At 71.3% G+C, this 16716-nt stretch carries 13 protein-coding genes; 3 read left to right on the top strand and 10 right to left on the bottom strand.

The genetic code is table 11. The features are described from left to right. Positions 1–42: 42 nt before the first annotated feature. The gene (locus tag DEJ11_RS13550; protein ID WP_111105240.1) at positions 43–1023 is read right to left on the bottom strand and encodes an alpha/beta hydrolase; all 981 of its coding nucleotides are present in this window, start codon (positions 1021–1023) and stop codon (positions 43–45) included. Further along, the gene (locus DEJ11_RS13545; protein WP_349775171.1) at positions 1016–2557 is read right to left on the bottom strand and encodes an MFS transporter; all 1542 of its coding nucleotides are present in this window, start codon (positions 2555–2557) and stop codon (positions 1016–1018) included. Before DEJ11_RS13545 ends, DEJ11_RS13550 begins: the two co-directional genes overlap by 8 nt. A 195-nt stretch (positions 2558–2752) precedes the next feature. On the opposite strand from DEJ11_RS13545, the gene DEJ11_RS13540 reads away from it, so the two are divergent. From DEJ11_RS13540 to DEJ11_RS13530, 3 genes are all read left to right on the top strand, one after another. After that, positions 2753–3115 (top strand): hypothetical protein, encoded by a 363-nt coding sequence (locus tag DEJ11_RS13540; protein WP_111022117.1) that lies wholly within the window; start codon positions 2753–2755, stop codon positions 3113–3115. Positions 3116–3126: 11 nt separating this feature from the next. After that, on the top strand, positions 3127–3936 hold the full coding sequence (locus DEJ11_RS13535; RefSeq protein WP_111105239.1) for a hypothetical protein: 810 nt from the start codon (positions 3127–3129) through the stop codon (positions 3934–3936). 64 nt (positions 3937–4000) lie between these two features. Beyond that, a complete protein-coding gene (locus tag DEJ11_RS13530; protein WP_111105238.1) occupies positions 4001–4807 on the top strand; it encodes an isocitrate lyase/PEP mutase family protein in 807 nt (268 codons plus the stop codon). A gap of 101 nt (positions 4808–4908) precedes the next feature. Here the strand turns inward: DEJ11_RS13530 and DEJ11_RS13525 are convergent, their stop codons facing one another. From DEJ11_RS13525 to DEJ11_RS13490, 8 genes are all read right to left on the bottom strand, one after another. Beyond that, on the bottom strand, positions 4909–5841 hold the full coding sequence (locus DEJ11_RS13525; RefSeq protein ID WP_284176631.1) for a glycoside hydrolase family 16 protein: 933 nt from the start codon (positions 5839–5841) through the stop codon (positions 4909–4911). A gap of 319 nt (positions 5842–6160) precedes the next feature. Continuing rightward, complete coding sequence (locus DEJ11_RS13520) at positions 6161–7486, bottom strand: alpha-hydroxy acid oxidase (RefSeq protein WP_181440888.1); 1326 nt, start codon at positions 7484–7486, stop codon at positions 6161–6163. Next, the gene (locus DEJ11_RS13515) at positions 7483–8970 is read right to left on the bottom strand and encodes a rhamnulokinase (protein ID WP_111104903.1); all 1488 of its coding nucleotides are present in this window, start codon (positions 8968–8970) and stop codon (positions 7483–7485) included. The genes DEJ11_RS13520 and DEJ11_RS13515 overlap by 4 nt, the downstream gene beginning before the upstream one ends. Positions 8971–9029: 59 nt before the next feature. Beyond that, positions 9030–11078, bottom strand: a complete 2049-nt coding sequence (locus tag DEJ11_RS13510) for a bifunctional aldolase/short-chain dehydrogenase (protein ID WP_111104906.1) — start codon at positions 11076–11078, stop codon at positions 9030–9032. A 40-nt stretch (positions 11079–11118) separates the two neighbouring features. Next, the gene (gene rhaI, locus DEJ11_RS13505) at positions 11119–12291 is read right to left on the bottom strand and encodes an L-rhamnose isomerase (RefSeq protein ID WP_111104909.1); all 1173 of its coding nucleotides are present in this window, start codon (positions 12289–12291) and stop codon (positions 11119–11121) included. A 179-nt stretch (positions 12292–12470) separates the two neighbouring features. After that, entirely contained in the window at positions 12471–14789 is a 2319-nt protein-coding gene (locus DEJ11_RS13500; protein ID WP_111104912.1) for a family 78 glycoside hydrolase catalytic domain, read from the bottom strand. 119 nt (positions 14790–14908) lie between these two features. Further along, positions 14909–15787, bottom strand: a complete 879-nt coding sequence (locus DEJ11_RS13495; protein WP_111093296.1) for a carbohydrate ABC transporter permease — start codon at positions 15785–15787, stop codon at positions 14909–14911. Next, the gene (locus tag DEJ11_RS13490; protein ID WP_241660435.1) at positions 15784–16716 is read right to left on the bottom strand and encodes a carbohydrate ABC transporter permease; all 933 of its coding nucleotides are present in this window, start codon (positions 16714–16716) and stop codon (positions 15784–15786) included. Before DEJ11_RS13490 ends, DEJ11_RS13495 begins: the two co-directional genes overlap by 4 nt.

The following is a 16716-nucleotide window of genomic DNA, read 5'->3' as shown; positions in this document are numbered from 1 at the left end:
TCCCGGCACGAGCGCCGCGATGCGCTCGTGCCGGGACTGCCGTCAAACCGCCGGGCTGAGGAGACGCCCGGTGAACTCGCGCAGGGCCCGCACGGCCCGCCGCGACAGCGTCGCGTCGGGCATCATGCTCGTCGATCCGTGGAACGCTCCCGGCCACACGTGCAGTTCCGCCTGGACCCCTGCCGCCCACAGCGAGCTGGCGTAGGCGACGGTCTCGTCGCGGAACACCTCGGTGCTGCCGCAGTCGATGTACGCGGGCGGGAGCCCGGCGAGGTCGGTCGCGCGGCCGGGTGCGGCGTAGATCGACACGTCCTCGCCGCCCCGCCGGTCACCGAGGTAGGCGTCCCAGCCGAACCGTGTCATCTCCCGGTCGGCGACCCCGACACCGTCGAACTGCCGAGCCGACAGTGTCGCGTCGCGGTCGTCGAGCATGGGGCTCACGAGCACCTGGCCGATGACGGAGGGCCCTCGTCGGTCGCGGGCGAGGAGGGCGGTGCCGGCGGCGAGACCGGCACCGGCGCTCTGCCCGACGAGGACGATGTGCTCCGGGTCGATGCCGAGTTCGTCGGCGTGCTCGGCTGCCCAGACGAGACCGGCGTAGCAGTCCTCGACCGGGTACGGGTCCGGGTGTTCCGGCGCCAGGCGGTAGTCCGGGCTGACCAGGACGACGTCGTGCACCAGCAGCCACTCGTCGTAGGAGTCGAGGTTGCCGAGGTGGTGGCCGAACATCATGCCGCCGCCGTGGATCGCGTAGGCCAGGGCAGCCGTGCCGGTTCGGCCGGTGCGTTGGATCACGGCGAGGTCGATCGGGTCACCGCGGTGCCCCGGGATCGTGATGCTGCTCCGCTCGAGGCCGCGAGCACGCAGTCCTTCGTCGAGCTGCGCCTCGGTCATGTCCAGCTGTCGCATCTGCGGCAGCATCTGCGCCGTGAGGTGGAAACGGCCGCGCGCATCCATGGCGGTGAGGAAGGGCACGAACTCGGGATCGAACGGCGGGCGGGGGAGGGCGATGGTGTCAGACACGGGAGGTCTCCTCGGTGATGGTGATCGGGTCGGTGTGTGCAGGGGTGGTGTCGGCAGGGTCGGACGGGGCCTCGTCCTCTGGTTCGACGGTGGGCCGGGCTCGGAGCATGCCGACCACGACGAGCAGCGCTGCGACCGCGGCGAGGCCGAGCCCGGCGACGGTGAGGGCGTCCTGGAAGCTCTCGATCCGGGCGGCAGTCCAGGTGGTCGTGGTGATGCTCCCGGCGACGAAGGCGGCGACGATGGTCCCCGCCGCCGCGACGGCGGCACCACCCGCGAGCTCGCTCGAGGTGTCGACGAGCGCCGCTCCGACGGAGGTGCGGTCCGCGGGCAGCCCCGTGAGGACCGACGCGCCGGCGACGACGCCGACGACCCGCATGCCGGACGCGACGAGCACGAGCGCGACGAGCACCCACGGGTACCCGTACCGGCTCAGGGCGCCGAAGACCGCGAGACCGGAGACGACCGAGACGGCGCTCATCCAGGCGGCGCGGCCCAGGCCGACCCGCTGCACGAACGGCCCGACGAAGCGGCCGCCGACGAGCAGTACGACCACCTGCGGCAGCGTCCCGACGGCGGCCAGGGCCGGCGGCCAGCCCCAGGCGAACTGCAGCTGCAGGGTCACGAGGTACGACAGCCCGGCGACGGCCAGACCCGACGCGGCCTTGAACGCGAGGCCGCTCGAGACGAGTGGTCGGGCGAGCAGGTGCAGGTCGATCAGCGGGTGCCGCGCGGGACGCTCACGGGCGACGAACCCCACCGCGCAGGAGGCGGCGAGGGCGAGGACGGCCCACCCCCACCAGCTGTGGACTCCGGACTCGACCAGGATCGTCGGCGCCACGAGCGCTCCAGCCGTGGTCCCGGTGCCGAGCAGCGCTCCGACCACGTCGACCGGATCACGATGGAGCCCTGAATCCTCGTCGCGGGCGACACCGAGCCGGATGCCGACGAGTGCGAGGACCGCGATGGGCACGTCGGCCAGCAGCAGCACCTGCCACGGGGCGACGGCGAGCACGAACCCGCCGACGGTCGGCCCGATGGCCAGCCCCACGAGCCCGGCCGTCGAGATGACGGTGAGCGCCCGGACCCGGAGACCTTCGTCGTCGAAGAGGCGGAACGCCAGCGCCATCGACCCGGGCGTCGTCATCGCCGCGGCGACGCCCATCGCGACGCGCACGGCGATCAGCTGCTCGGTCGACGTGACCACCGCCGTGGCGAGGCTCGCCAGGGCCAGCAGGACGAGCCCGGCGAGCATGACCCGGCGGCGTCCGATGCGGTCGGCGACGGCGCCGAACAGCAGCATCAGCCCTCCGAAGGCGACCGAGTAGGCACCCGAGACCCACTGCAGGCCCGTCGTCGACGAGCCCAGGTCGCGACCGATCGTCGGCAGGGCGACGTTGAGCACGGAGTTGTCGAGCATCTCGAACAGGAACACCGCGGACAGCCCAGCGAGGGCGATCCAGGCGTCGCGCAGACGAGGCGACGAGTCACCGCCGGGCGCGTGCCCGGTGGTGCGAGCGGGACTGGGGGACACGATGGCGCACTCCTTCGAGGGAAGAAGTGGCGACTCGTTCGATGCCGCGTGCTGGTGCGTCGCAGATCGCGGCGCCTTTTACCTCAGTGATCGAGACCATACACGGACTGCCCGCTCGAGGAAAGTCCGCGGCGGACGTCCCGGTTGCTGCCGTCGCAGTTCGAGGTGGGAAGTGGCAGGACCTACCCTGGACGGATGCTCTCCCGCCGCGAAGCCGCCGTACGGCTCGACATCCCCCTCGAGATGGCGACCCGCCACGGCATCCCGTCGCGCCTGAGCGAAGCGGAGCTCGACGCGATCGAGCAGGACCCGCCCGCCTGGCTCGTGCAGTCCCGGGCCAACCGCACCGGCACGAAGAAGGTCTGGACGCGCCTGGAGTGCGTGGTCTGCGGCTTCGACGAAGAGGCGCGCCCGAAGAAGTGGTGGCCCGAGTGGGACTACCTGATGTGCGACTACCACGCCCCGTACCAGGCGCCCGAGCCCACCGCCGGCCTGACGCGGCGCGAGGTCGAGGGCATCGGCAGTCGTTTCATCGCCCTCGTCGACGAGAAGCTCTGAGCAGCAGCACGATGCGCCTGCTGAGTGAGGCATCGCGGGGCGACTGGCTCGTCGCGCGTGCCGGAGGCTGGGCGAGTGTCGGTGGCGTCGCGGGCACCGGGTTCGAGGCGTACGCACGACTGTTGCACCCGGTCGGCGCGCATCGGGCGGACCTCGACACCACGGACGAGTGGGGCGACCACCCGGACGTCGAACACACCCGCTGGCGGTGGTCGGAGGTCGCGCGCCGCAACGACCGCGTGATGCACCCCCTGGTGCAGTGGCAACGCCTGACCGACGACGAGCAGACGACGTCGTGGGCCGACGGCTGGCGCGTGGACCAGTCGGACGACGGGTGGTTCGACCCGCAGGACCTCGCCGTCCTCACCACGCACCTACGGAGCGCGACGTCGACCCCCGGAGACCTGGTCGTCGGAGCGTGGGAGGGGACGGGCGGGCCGCCGTCCGCTGAACGCCGGCACCGGATCCGACGTGCGCGGGGCTTGATGGCCTGGCCCGCGCGGGACACCTGGCTCTTCAGCGCGACCCTGGACGAGCTCGTCGATCCGTCGTGGGCGCAGCGGGCGGTCCCGGGTTGGGAGAGCTTCGGCCTGCACGGCCAGGTGGCGCCGCACACGACGTTCATCTGGCCGGAGGACCACGCGTGGGTCGTCGCCGCCGAGGAGGACTGGGACTCGACGATCGTCGCCGGATCGCGCGCGCTCGTCGACCGCGTGCTCGACGACGGCCGGTTCGAGGCGTTCGAGGTCCGCGAGCACGACGACCTGTCGTGGGACGGAGACCTGCTGAACCCACGCAGGTCTCCTCGCCCCGAGGGCTGAGCGGCGCCACCGCGTCGTCCGGAACCCGCCAGCTCGTCCGCGCTCGGACCGCTGGGATCGAAGGGTGAACACCACTTCGACCAGAGCCGCGACCTTCCACGGCCTCCACGACCACCGATCCCGGCCACTCGTCCTCGTCAACGTCTGGGACGCCGTGAGCGCCCGACTCGTCGAGGACGCCGGCGCGACCGCGATCGCCACGACCAGTGCGGGCGTCGCCTGGTCACTCGGGCGACCGGACGGGAACACCCTGACCCGCGCGGAAGCGATGGACGCGGTCGCGCGGATCGCGGCTTCGGTGTCGGTGCCGGTCACCGTCGACATCGAGTCCGGGTACGCCGACGACGCGGACGGCGTTGCGCGCACGGTTGACGCGGTGCTCGAAGCGGGCGCCGTCGGGATCAACATCGAGGACGGCAGGTTGCATCCGGATGCGCTCGCCGACCGGATCGGGGCGGCCCGGCGCGCGGCCGACCGAGCCGGGGTGCCGCTGTTCGTCAATGCACGGACCGACGTCCACCTCGCCGGTCTCGTCGATCCCGAACGGCTCCTGGCCGAGACGCTCGAGCGAGCTCGTCGCTACCGCGGAGCCGGCGCTGACGGTGTGTTCGTCCCCGGAGTGCGAGACGTCGAGACCATCCGTGCGCTGGTGGAGTCGATCGACGGCCCGGTGAACGTGATGGCCGGTCCGGGGTCGCCGACCGTGGCGGAACTCGCCCGGCTCGGGGTGGCCCGCATCAGTCTCGGTTCCGCCGTCGCGCAGGCCGCGTACGCCGTCGTTCGGCAGGCCACGGCCGAGCTGCGGACCACCGGCACCTACGACTCGCTGGCGGGCGGGGTGGACTACGCGGACCTGAACGCGCTCTTCTGAGCGGCGCGCGACGCCCTGAACGCGACCACACGGACGGACGGGAGGCCCGGTGCCAGCTGGCACCGGGCCTCCCGTCCGTCCGTGGTGCGGACCTGCGGACGCTACTCGGTCGTCGAGACCCAGTCGATGAGCAGGTTGCCCTGCTCGCCCCAGTTGCCGACCTGGAACATGAAGCGGTGCGGGGTCGTCGGCACGTCGTGCGTGACGGTGCCCAGGACCTTGCCGTCGACGCTGTACGTGACGGACTCACCGGGGACCCAGTCGACCTTGTAGGTGTGCCAGTCGCGCCACGAGACGCCGGTGCCGAGCTGGACGCGCTCGGCTTCCTTGCCCGGGGTCATCGAGTGGTGGAACACCGAGGGGCTGTCCTCGAAGTTGCCCTCGGGGAAGTCGATCTCGCCGTCCGCCCACACGTTCGACGTCGGCCACAGCATGAAGGCCGCGCCGTTGCCGTCGCCGCCGGTCGCCTTCGCGCGGACCGAGAACGAACCACCGACGTGGTCCCAGGCGCCGGCGGAGGAGCCGAAGGTGCCGGCTGCTCCGGCACCGGTGCCGAGGGCGACGTCCATCACGCCGTCGTGCACCGACACGGTCTTGCTCGGCGCGTAGATGCCCGAGGTGCCGTCGGGGTATGGCTGCCACGACTGCGGGTACAGCGACTGGACGAGGCCGGTGACGGCGTTCGTGGTGAAGTCCTCGACGAACGGGGCGTCCGGTGCGATCGCGGACAGGTCCGCGGGGGATGCTTCCGCCTTGGGTGCCGCTTCCGACGCTGCTTCGGACTCGGGCTCGGCCTCTGCGTCGGGCGCGGGCTCGGCCACGGGGGCGGAGTCCTCGATCGGCGCGGAGTCCTGCTCGGGCTCCGTGTCCGGGGTCCACTCGTCGGTGGGGGCCGGGGCTTCCGTCTCGTCCGGGGCCGGCGTCGGGGTGGGGTTCACCGGGGCGTTGTGCCAGCGGCGTTCGCCGTCCCAGCCCCACCAGGTGCGGGCGGAGGCGGCGGTGGGGACGCCGAGGACCAGGGCGCCGGCGGTCACGACCGCCAGGATCGCGCGGGCGGATCATCGGGTGCCCCCTCGGGTGACCGGGGGCGTGGGGGTGGGCCGTGGGGTCGTGCCGCGCGAGGGCGTGCACGTGCTTCGGGTCGAGATGTCGGGCTCCTCGTGGATGCTCGGGCGCAGGATGCGGGGAGGGACGGACGCATCAGCCGGCCGGATGCCGAGGGTTTCGTTGACACGTCCACGGACATCTTGCATCATTTGTGACCCGTTCGGGGGGCGTCACGGAAATCGACCGACGAACGCCCGGTGTCCGCCGTCCGAACGTGCACCATGCAACGCGCGGCGAGCCGACGCGTCAGACCCGGGGGATCGGCTGCAACCGTTGCAGCTGCGTCACGTGCCCCGGCTCGAGCTCGTCGAGCGAGGCCACCCCGAGCAGCCGCATGGTCCGCTCGATCTGCTCGGACAGGATCTGGATCATCCGGTCCACCCCGGCCTCGCCGCCCGCCATCAGCCCGTACAGGTAGGCACGGCCGACCATCGTGAACGTCGCGCCGAGGGCCACGGCGGCCACGATGTCGGCGCCGGACATGATGCCCGTGTCGAGGTGCACCTCGGTGTCCTTCCCGACCTCCTTCACCACGGAGGGCAGCAGGTGGAAGGGCACCGGGGCGCGGTCGAGCTGCCGGCCGCCGTGGTTCGACAGCGTGATGCCGTCGACGCCCAGGTCGGCCAGGCGCTTGGCGTCCGCCAGGGACTGCACGCCCTTCACGACGATCTTGCCCTGCCACTGGTCACGGATCCACGCGAGGTCCTCGTAGGTGACGGTCGGGTCGAACATGTGGTCGAGCAGCTCGCCGACGGTGCCGGACCAGCGGTCGAGCGACGCGAACGCCAGCGGTTCGGTGGTCAGGAAGTCGAACCACCACCACGGCCGCGGGATCGCGTTCACCACGGTCCGAGCGCTCAGCTGCGGCGGGATCGAGAACCCGTTCCGCTTGTCCCGCAGCCGCGCACCCGCGACGGGGACGTCCACGGTGACGAGCAGGGTGTCGAAGCCTGCCTGCTGGGCGCGGGAGACCAGCGCCATCGACTTCTCGCGGTCCTTCCACATGTACAACTGGAACCAGTTGCGCCCGTGCGGGTTGGCGTCGCGGACGTCCTCGATCGCGGTGGTGCCCATCGTTGAGAGCGAGAACGGGATACCGGCACGTCCGGCGGCCCGGGCACCGGCCCGCTCGCCCTCGGTCTGCATCATCCGCGTGAAGCCCGTCGGCGCGATGCCGAACGGGTACGACACCGGTGCCCCGAGCACCTGACGCGAGGTGTCCACCCGCGACACGTCCCGCAGGATCGCCGGGGTGAACTCGATGTCCTCGAACGCCTGCCGCGCACGGGCGAGGGAGATCTCCGCCTCGGCCGCGCCCTCGGTGTAGTCGAACGCGGCCTTCGGGGTGCGCCGGGCGGCGATGTCGCGGAGGTCCCAGATCGTCAAGGCCTGTTCGAGGCGCTGACGCCGACCCGGCAGCGAAGGCTTCTTGAACTGCATGAGCGGCGCGAGGTCCCGCACCGTCGGCAGCTGTCGCTTGACCCGGGTGCGAGCTGCGGACGCGGACCCGGTCGCGGGCGCCGGTGCCCCGGTCGCGGGGTCGATCCGGTGCTGGTCGTCGGTCGTGGTCATGCGTGGCTCCTGACGGGGGATCGATCGGGATCGGCGCGCGAGGACGCCGACGGGGTGTACCGCACGGGCTCGACGCTCCGTGCGACGATGCTGCGGAGTGCCTCCAGTGAAGCCCCTCCGAGGCCCGCGAGTCCAGCGGCGCGTGCCTGCACCAGCACGTTGCCGAGTGCGGTCGCCTCGACCGGTCCCGCCACGACCGGCAGGCCGGTGCGGTCCGCGGTCAGCTGGCAGAGCAGCCGGTTCTGCGAGCCGCCGCCCACGACGTGCACGACCCGGATGGTCTTGCCGGTCACGTCGGCGATGGTGCGCAGGGTCTCGGCGTACGCCGTCGCGAGGGACTCGAGGATGCTCCGGACGAACTCCGCCCGCGAGGCGGGGGCGCTGAGCCCGTGCGCCGCGCACCACGCGGCGATCCGCGCCGGCATGTCGCCGGGTGCCGTGAACGACTCGTCCGCGGGGTCGAAGACGGGGACCGGGGCGGTGACGGCCGCGGCGGAGGCGAGCAGGGCCTCCAGGTCGACGTGGTCGCCACCACGCTCCCAGGTGCGGACGCTCTCCGACAGCAACCACAGTCCGGACACGTTCTTCAGGAACCGGACGCGGCCGTCGACACCGCCCTCGTTCGTGCAGTTCGCGCGTCGTGCCGCGTCCGACAGGACGGGCGCGTCGAGCTCGACGCCGACGAGCGACCACGTGCCCGACGAGATGTAGGCGAAGTCCGGCTCCGTCGCGGGCACCGCGACGACGGCGCTCGCCGTGTCGTGCGAGCCGACCAGCGTCACGTCGGCCTGGCCGCCGACGAGCTCGGCGACGGACGGCAGCAGGGCGCCGAGTCGGTCGCCCGGGTCACGCAGCGTGGGCAGCAGCCCGGCCGGGAGGCCCGCAGCAGCCCGCACCGCCGGGTCCCACCCACGGGTGGTCGCGTTCAGTGCCCCGGTCGTCGAGGCGTTCGTGCGCTCGGCCGCCTCGACCCCCGTCAGCCAGTACCCGAGCAGGTCGGGGACCAGCAGCGCACGCTGCGCGAGCTGCAGCGACGGGTCGGCAGCCCACTGGAACAGGGTGTTGAACGGCAGGTGCTGCAGGCCGTTCCGGGCGTACAGCTCGGTGGCGTCCATCCGGTCGTGCACGGGGACGACACCGCCCTGGTGCCGGTCGTCGCGGTAGTGCGACGGCAGCCCGAGCAGTCGGCCGTCGCGGAGCAGGCCGTAGTCGACCGCCCACGAGTCGATGCCGATGCTGGCGATCGCGGGGTGCTCGGCGAACGCACGCCGCAGCCCCTCGGTCACCTGCCGGTACAGCTCGACGACGTCCCAGTGCAGGGCGTCGCGGCCGGTGTCGGCGTCGCCCTCGTGCAGGGTGACGGGGCCGTTCGGGAACCGCGCGACGTGGTCCATCCGGACCCCGTCGGGGTCGACGTGGCCGACGATCACCCGGCCGCTGGTGGCCCCGAGGTCGACCGCGGCGACGCTGCCGCTGGTGTGCATGCTCTGCTCCTGCTCGGTTCGTTGGTCGTCGCTCGTCGCTCGTTGGTCGTCGGTCGTCGCTACCGCAGGAAGGCCGCGGCGACACCGGCGTCGACGGGCACGTGCAGGCCGGTGGTGTGCGAGAAGTCGTCGGTGCAGATGGCGTAGACGGCGTTCGCGACGTTCTCGGGCACGACCTCGCGCTTGAGGATCGTGCGCTGCGCGTAGAACTTGCCGAGGTCCTGCTCCTCGATGCCGTACGTCTTGGCGCGGTTGGCGCCCCAGCCGCTCGCGAAGATGCCGGAGCCGCGCACGACCCCGTCGGGGTTGATGCCGTTGACGCGGACGCCGTGCTCACCGAGCTCAGCCGCGAGCAACCGCACCTGGTGGGCCTGGTCGGCCTTCGTGGCGGAGTACGCGATGTTGTTCGGCCCGGCGAACACCGAGTTCTTCGACGAGATGTAGACGATGTCGCCGCCCAGGCCCTGCTCGATGAGCACCTTCGCCGCGGCCTTCGACACCAGGAACGACCCCTTCGCCATCACGTCGTGCTGCAGGTCCCAGTCCTGTTCGGTCGTCTCGAGCAGGCTCTTGGACAGCGACAGCCCCGCGTTGTTCACGACGAGGTCGAGGCCGCCGAAGTGCAGCAGCGTCTGCTGGATCGCCTGGTCGATCGCGGCGGCGTCCGTCACGTTCGCGGCGACGCCGATGGCCTGGTCGAGGCCGCCGATCTCGGCGGCGGTCTCCTGCGCCTTCGCCAGGTCGAGGTCGGCGATGACGACGGCGGCACCCTCGGCCGCCAGGCGCTTCGCGATCGCCTTGCCGATGCCCGACGCCGCCCCGGTGACGAGGGCGATGCGCGTCGCGAGCTTCTTGGGTGCGGGCATCCGCTGCAGCTTCGCCTCTTCGAGGGCCCAGTACTCGATCCGGAACTTCTCGGCCTCGTCGATGGGGGCGTAGGTGCTGACGGACTCGGCACCGCGCATCACGTTGATCGCGTTGACGTAGAACTCGCCGGCGACGCGGGCGGTCTGGGCGTCCTTGCCGTACGAGAACATCCCGACACCGGGCACCAGCACGATGAGCGGGTCGGCGCCGCGGATCGCGGGGGAGTCCGGCGTCGCGTGCCGGTCGTAGTAGGCCTGGTAGTCCGCGCGGTACTGCCCGTGCAGTTCGTGCAGGCGGGCGGTCTGCTCCTCGACGCTCGCCGTTGCGGGCAGGTCGAGGATGAGCGGCTTGACCTTGGTGCGCAGGAAGTGGTCCGGGCAGCTCGTGCCGAGGGCCGCGAGTGCTTCGGCGCGCTCGCTCGCCAGGAACTTGAGCACGACGTCGCTGTCGGTGAAGTGCCCGACGACCGGCTTGTCGTGCCCGGCGATGCCGCGGATCGTCGGGGCGAGGGCTGCGGCGCGCGCGCGACGTTCGACGGTCGGCAGTGCTTCGAACCCCGCTCGGACGCCGCCGAACGGGTCCGCCGTGCCGTGCTCCGCGAGGTACTGCTCGGCGGTGTCGATGATCCAGCGGGAGTTCGCTTCGGCCTCGTCGCTCGTGTCCCCCCACGCGGTGATGCCGTGGCCGCCCAGGATCGTGCCGACGGCGTCCGGGTGGTCGCGCTGGACGGCGGCGATGTCGAGCCCGAGCTGGAACCCGGGCCGGCGCCACGGCACCCAGACGACCCGGTCGCCGAAGATGCGCTCGGTCAGGGCCGGACCGTCCGCCGCCGTGGCGATCGCGATGCCGGCGTCGGGGTGCAGGTGGTCGACGTGGGCGGCGTCGACGAGGGCGTGCATCGCGGTGTCGATCGACGGCGCAGCACCGCCCTTGCCGTGCAGCGTGTAGTCGAACGCGGCGACCATCTCGTCCTCGCGCTCGACCCCCGGGTAGACGTCCTGGAGTGCACGGACGCGGTCGACGCGCAGGACCGCGAGGCCCGCCGGGGTGAGGGTGCCGAGGTCGCCCCCGGAGCCCTTCACCCAGAGCAGCTCGACCGGTTCGCCCGTGACGGGGTCGGTGTCGGTGCCCTTGGCGGAGGTGTTCCCGCCCGCGTAGTTCGTGATCCGCGGATCCGAGCCGAGCGCGTTCGAGCGCGCGACCAGCGCCCGGATCGTGGTGTCTGCGTCGGTGCCGTGCATTGCGGGGTCCACCCGTGCCTCCACTGTGTTCGTCATGTTCCTACGCGCCCCAGCCGGCCTGGACGCCGCCGACGCGGTCCTCGGCGATGGACTGCTGGTAGCCCGAATCCAGGTACGCGCGCATCGGGTTCGCCGGCAGGCCGCGGGATTCGCGCCACTCGGCCAGGTCCTTCCGGACGTCGGTCTGGTACGCGTCCATGAAGACCTCGTTCGCGCCGAGGACGTCGTGGGCCTCTTGCGCGGCGGTCAGTGCGACGCGGTCGAGGAGCAGTGCGCGGGCCGTCATCTCCTGCACGTTGAGCACCGAGCGGATCTGGCCGGGGATCTTGTCCTCGATGTTGTGGCACTGGTCGAGCATGAACGCGACGTCGGGGTTGTCGTACCCGCCGCCGCGGATGACCTCGACCAGGATCCGGAACAGCTGGAACGGGTCCGCTGCCCCCACGATCAGGTCGTCGTCGGCGTAGAAGCGCGAGTTGAAGTCGAAGGAACCGAGCTTGCCGAGGCGCAGGAGCTGCATCACGATGAACTCGATGTTCGTGCCGGGGGCGTGGTGGCCGGTGTCGAGGCAGACCATCGCCTTCGGCCCGAGGGCCGCCGTCTGTACGTAGCTCGTGCCCCAGTCGGGGACGTCGGTGTGGTAGAACGACGGCTCGAAGAACTTGTACTCGAGCACCAGGCGCTGGTCGGCGCCGAGGCGGTCGTAGATCGTGCTGAGCGACTCGTGCAGGCGGTCCTGGCGGGAGCGCATGTCCTCCTGCCCCGGGTAGTTCGAGCCCTCGGCGAGCCAGATCTTCAGGTCGCGGCTCCCGGTGGCGTCCATCACGTCGATGCAGCGCAGGTGGTGGTCGATCGCCTTCTGCCGGATCGTCTCGTCGACGTGGGTCAGGGCGCCGAACTTGAAGTCGTCGTCCTGGAACGTGTTCGAGTTGACGGTGCCGAGCGACACCCCGTGCTCCTCGGCGTGGCGCTTGAGGTCGGCGAAGTCGTCCACCAGGTCCCACGGGATGTGCAGTGCGACGGTGGGCGCCAGGCCGGTGTACCGCTGCACCTGGGCGGCGTCGGCGATCTTCTCGTAGGGGTCGCGCGGGGTGCCCGGCGTGCTGAACACCTTGAAGCGGGTGCCGGAGTTGCCGAAGGCCCAGCTGGGCAGCTCGATCTGCTGTCGTGCCAGCTGGTCGGCGATGCCGGCGAAGCTCGGGGTCGATGTCATCGTGTCACTTCCTCGTGTGCGATTGAATCGTTTCATACAGTACGGCGCGCGGCGGTCTGCCGCAACCGTGGTGGTGGGGTGGTGCCGCGGGTGGTGCCGCAAAACACCGGTGTTCACGTGGTGAACACGCGCGTTCGGGGGTTCGACGCGCGAACACCGGTGTTTTGCGGACCAGGGTCCTACGCGGCGGGGACGGCAGCCGGCGCGCGGAGGGCGTGCGTTCCGCCGCCGAGCCGCTGCTCCGCAGCACCCGGCAGGCGCACCACCGCGGTCACGCCCTCGGGCACGGTCGCCCGGACGCGCAACTCCCCGTCGACGAGCTCCCACCGCACGGCGACGTGCCCGTGCACGGTGTCGAGCGAGGTCTCCGCCCACGTCAGCCCACCGCCCGGCTGCGGCGCGATCAGGACGGCCGAGTACCCCGGCGCCAGCGGCGACAGGCCACCCACCACTCGGTGCATCCAGTCCGCCACGGCACCGAGTGCGTAGTGGTTGAACGAGGTCATCTCACCCGGGTTGATCGTGCCGTCCGGCAGCATCGAGTCCCACCGCTCCCACACGGTCGTCGCGCCCATCGTCACCGGGTACAGCCACGACGGGCACTCCGTCTGCAGCAGCAGCCGGTAGGCGTCCTCCAGGTGCCCCGTCTGCGTCAGCGCGTCGGTGATGAACGGGGTCCCGGCGAAGCCGGTCGAGATCCGGTACCCGGACGCCTCGACCAGCTCGGCGAGACGGTCGCCGGCCACGGCCTGCTCCTGCTCGGACAGGATCCCGAACACGATCGCCAGCGTGTACACCGTGGTCGCGTCCGACAGGATCCGCCCGTCGTCCTGCAGGTAGTGGGTGCGGAACCCGGCCTGGAGGCGCGTGGCGAGTTCCCGGAACTCCGCTGCTTCCGCCTCGTGACCGCCCAACAGCTCCGCCGCGTCCGCCACGATCGTCGCGGACCGGTAGGCGCAGATCGTCGCGACGACGCCCTTGTCGGCCTTCGCGTCGGCCGGGGCATCGGGCGGAGCGTCCGGGTCGAGCCAGTCGCCGAACTGGAACACGGTGTCCCACAGGTCCTCCGGGGACAGGTGGTCACGGACCCGGCGCAGGTGTGCGGCCATCGAGTCGAACTGCTCCTCGAGCACCGCGGTGTCGCCGTACGCCTGGTACAGGGTCCACGGCACCCAGACGCCGGCGTCCGACCAGACGGCGGTCGCGTCGGGCGTGCCGAAGTCCTCGGCGGGGGAGTACTTCAGCACGTCCGGCACCACGAACGGGATGATCCCGTCGGCGTGCTGCTGCTCGAGCCAGACGTCGCGCAGCCAGTCGGCCAGGAACGTCCGGGTGTCGAACAGGTACGAGGCCGTCGGGGCGAACGCGGCGATGTCGCCCGTCCAGCCGAGTCGCTCGTCGCGCTGCGGGCAGTCCGTCGGCACGCTCAGGAAGTTGCCCTGCATGCCCCGGACGACGTTGTCGTGGAAGGTGTTCAGCAGTTCGTGGCTCGACGCGAACGTGCCGGTGCGGGTGAGGTCCGACCCGACCTGCACGGCGGTGACCGCGGCGCGGAGTTCGTCGTGCGTGCCTGGCCAGCCGTCGACCTGCGCGTACCGGAACCCGTGGAACGTGAACCGGGGCTCGAACGTCTCGGGCTCGTCGTCACCGCGCAGGGTGAAGTGGTCCGTCGCCTTCGCGGTGCGCAGGGGGCGGGTGCCGAGCTCGTCGTGCTCGAGCACCTCGGCGTGCTGCAGGGTGAGCACGGTGCCGGCCGGGCCGGTCGCGGTGACGCGGAGCCAGCCGACCAGGTTCACGCCGAAGTCGAGCAGGGTCGCTCCCGACGGGCTCGTCCAGATCGCCTCCGGGGCGATCTCGGCCAGCGGGCGCACCGGCGGCACCGTGTCGGCGACGAGTTCGCGCTCGCCGATGTCGACCGTGTGCACCGTGCTCGTCCGCCCCTGGTGGCCGTCGACGCTGGGCACGGTGACCTCGCCGGGCGTCAGGAACGACCCGTCGCGGAGTCGGGCGTCGATGTCCTGCCCGTCGTAGAGCTGGTCCGCGGTGATCGCGCTCGACAGGGCCCGCCAGTCGGTGTCGGTCGTGACGTGCTGCTCGTGCCCGTCGTCGAAGGTGATCCGGAGTTCGGCGAACCCGGCGCGCTCGTCGGTGTACCACCCACCGCCCCCGCCCCAGGCCAGTCGTCCGGCGGCCCAGCCGTTGCCGACGACGAGCGCGAGCACGGCCGGCTGCCCGGGGACCGTGTCCGTCAGGTGCTCGGTGACGTCGTGCGAGACGACGCGGATGCGCCACTCGTAGCTCGTCCACCCCGGTTCGAGCAGGTGGTCGGAGACGCGCTGCCCGCCGAGCCAGGCCTCGACGACGCCGAGGGCGCTGACGTCGAGGGTGGCGGCGGCGACGGCGCCGTGGCCGTCGTCGAGGGTGAACTCCCGACGCAGGATCGGGGCGCTGCCGAGGTCGGTGTCGGCCGCGATGAACGGTGCGGTCCAGGTGGTCATGTGGTGGTCCTTTCACGCGACCGGTCGTCGTCGACCGGTGCGGGGGTCGTGGGCCCGGCCGTCCGCCCGGGTGGGCGGCGTGGCGGAGGCGGGTCGCGCCTCCAGGCCGGGGTGGGCGGTCAGCCCTTGACGGCGCCGCTGGTCATGCCGGCGACGATCTGACGGTTGAAGAAGACGTAGAGGATCAACGGCGGGATCGTGATGAGCAGCACGTCGGTGAACAGCAGGTTCAGCTGGCTGACCGACTGACTCTGGAACGCGTAGAGCGTCTGCTGCACCGTCGCGTTCTCGGACCCCGGCAGGAAGTACAGCGGATTGGTGAAGTCGTTGAACACCGTCACCGACTGCACGAGCACGACCGTGATGATCACGGGCTTGAGCAGCGGCAGCACCACCCCGAAGAACAGGCGGATCGGGCCGGCGCCGTCGAGCACGGCGGCCTCGTCGAGCTCCTTCGGGATCGTCGCGACGAAGGCGCGGAACAGCAGGATGCAGAACGACAGGCCGAAGGTCGCCTCGATCAGGATCATCCCGCCCATGGTCTTGAACAGGTTCAGCCCCTGCAGCACCCAGATGGTCGGCACGATCGCCGGCGGCACGATGAGCCCCGCGAGCACGAAGAAGTTGATCAGGGCGTTCCACCGGCTCGGTCGCCGCTGCAGCACGTACCCGACCATCGCGGAGAACACGACCATGACCGTGACGCTGCCGACGGTGAGCAGGGCGCTGTTCCAGAACGCGCGGAGGATCCCGCCGTCACCGCTCTGGAACACCGCCTGCAGGTTCTGCCACAGCTGCCAGTCGGTCGGCAGGCTGAAGCCGAGCTGGTTCGCCTCGGCCGGATTCTTCGCCGCCTGGAGCAGGACGAACACGAACGGCACCAGGAAGACGACGAAGCTGACGACGATGGCGATCGAGCCGATGATCCACCGGCGGGCGCGGCCGGGGTGGCGGGACCGCGTCGGGGTGCTGACGCGGGGGCTGGCGAGCGTGGTCACAGCTCTGCCTCCTTGCGGTTGAGGAGCCACGAGATCGGCACCATGATCGCCGTGACGACGACGAACAGGACCACGTTGCCGGCGGTGGACAGACCGTAGAACCCGGCCTGGTACTGCTTGTAGATCACGCTCGCGATCACGTCGCTCGTGAACCCCGGCCCGCCGCCGGTCATCGCCCAGATCAGGTCGAACGACCGCAGGCCGCCGATGAGCGACAGGATGATGACCGTGCCCATCGCGGGGCGTGACAGCGGCAGGGTGATGTTCCGGAAGATCGACCACGCGCTCGCGCCGTCGACCCGTGCCGCCTCGAAGTACTCCTGCGGGATCGCGACGATGCCGGCGATGAAGATGAGCGTCGCGATGCCGACGCCCTTCCAGACGTCCACCGCGGCGACGCTCCACAGGGCGAGCGCCGGGTCGGTCAGCCACCCGGGGGTGGGCAGGCCGACCGAACCCAGCACGCCGTTGATGATCCCGTGGAACGGGTCCATCAGCGCCTTGAACGTGATGCCGATGCCGATGGTCGACACGAGCACCGGGAAGAACACGACCGCCCGCAGGTAGCCGCGCCCCAGCACGGGCGACGTGAGGAGCAGGGCGAGGGCGAGTCCGAGGACCACCTTCGCCGCGCTCGTCACGAAGCCGTACTGGAAGGTGTGCACGAACCCGGAGACGAGCTGCGGGTCCTGGAAGAACCGGACGAAGTTGTCGAAGCCGATGAAGGTCTGGTCGAACAGCGTCCAGCGGGTGAGCGAGAAGTAGAACCCGGCGAAGGTCGGGACCGCGAAGAACACGACGTACAGCGCGATCGCGGGGATGAAGAACCACGCGGGGTAGAACGAGCGCATCCGCTTGCGCGCGGGTCCGGGGCGGCCGGCCTTGCGTGTCTGCGGCGGGGCCACCGCCGTCGTGAGGGTCGCGGTCAC

Origin of the sequence: Curtobacterium sp. MCLR17_058, from assembly GCF_003234705.2 — a bacterium.
Taxonomy (GTDB): Bacteria; Actinomycetota; Actinomycetes; order Actinomycetales; family Microbacteriaceae; genus Curtobacterium; species Curtobacterium flaccumfaciens.
Note: the sequence above shows the minus strand (reverse complement) of the source record. Positions and strands in the feature narration are given on the sequence as shown.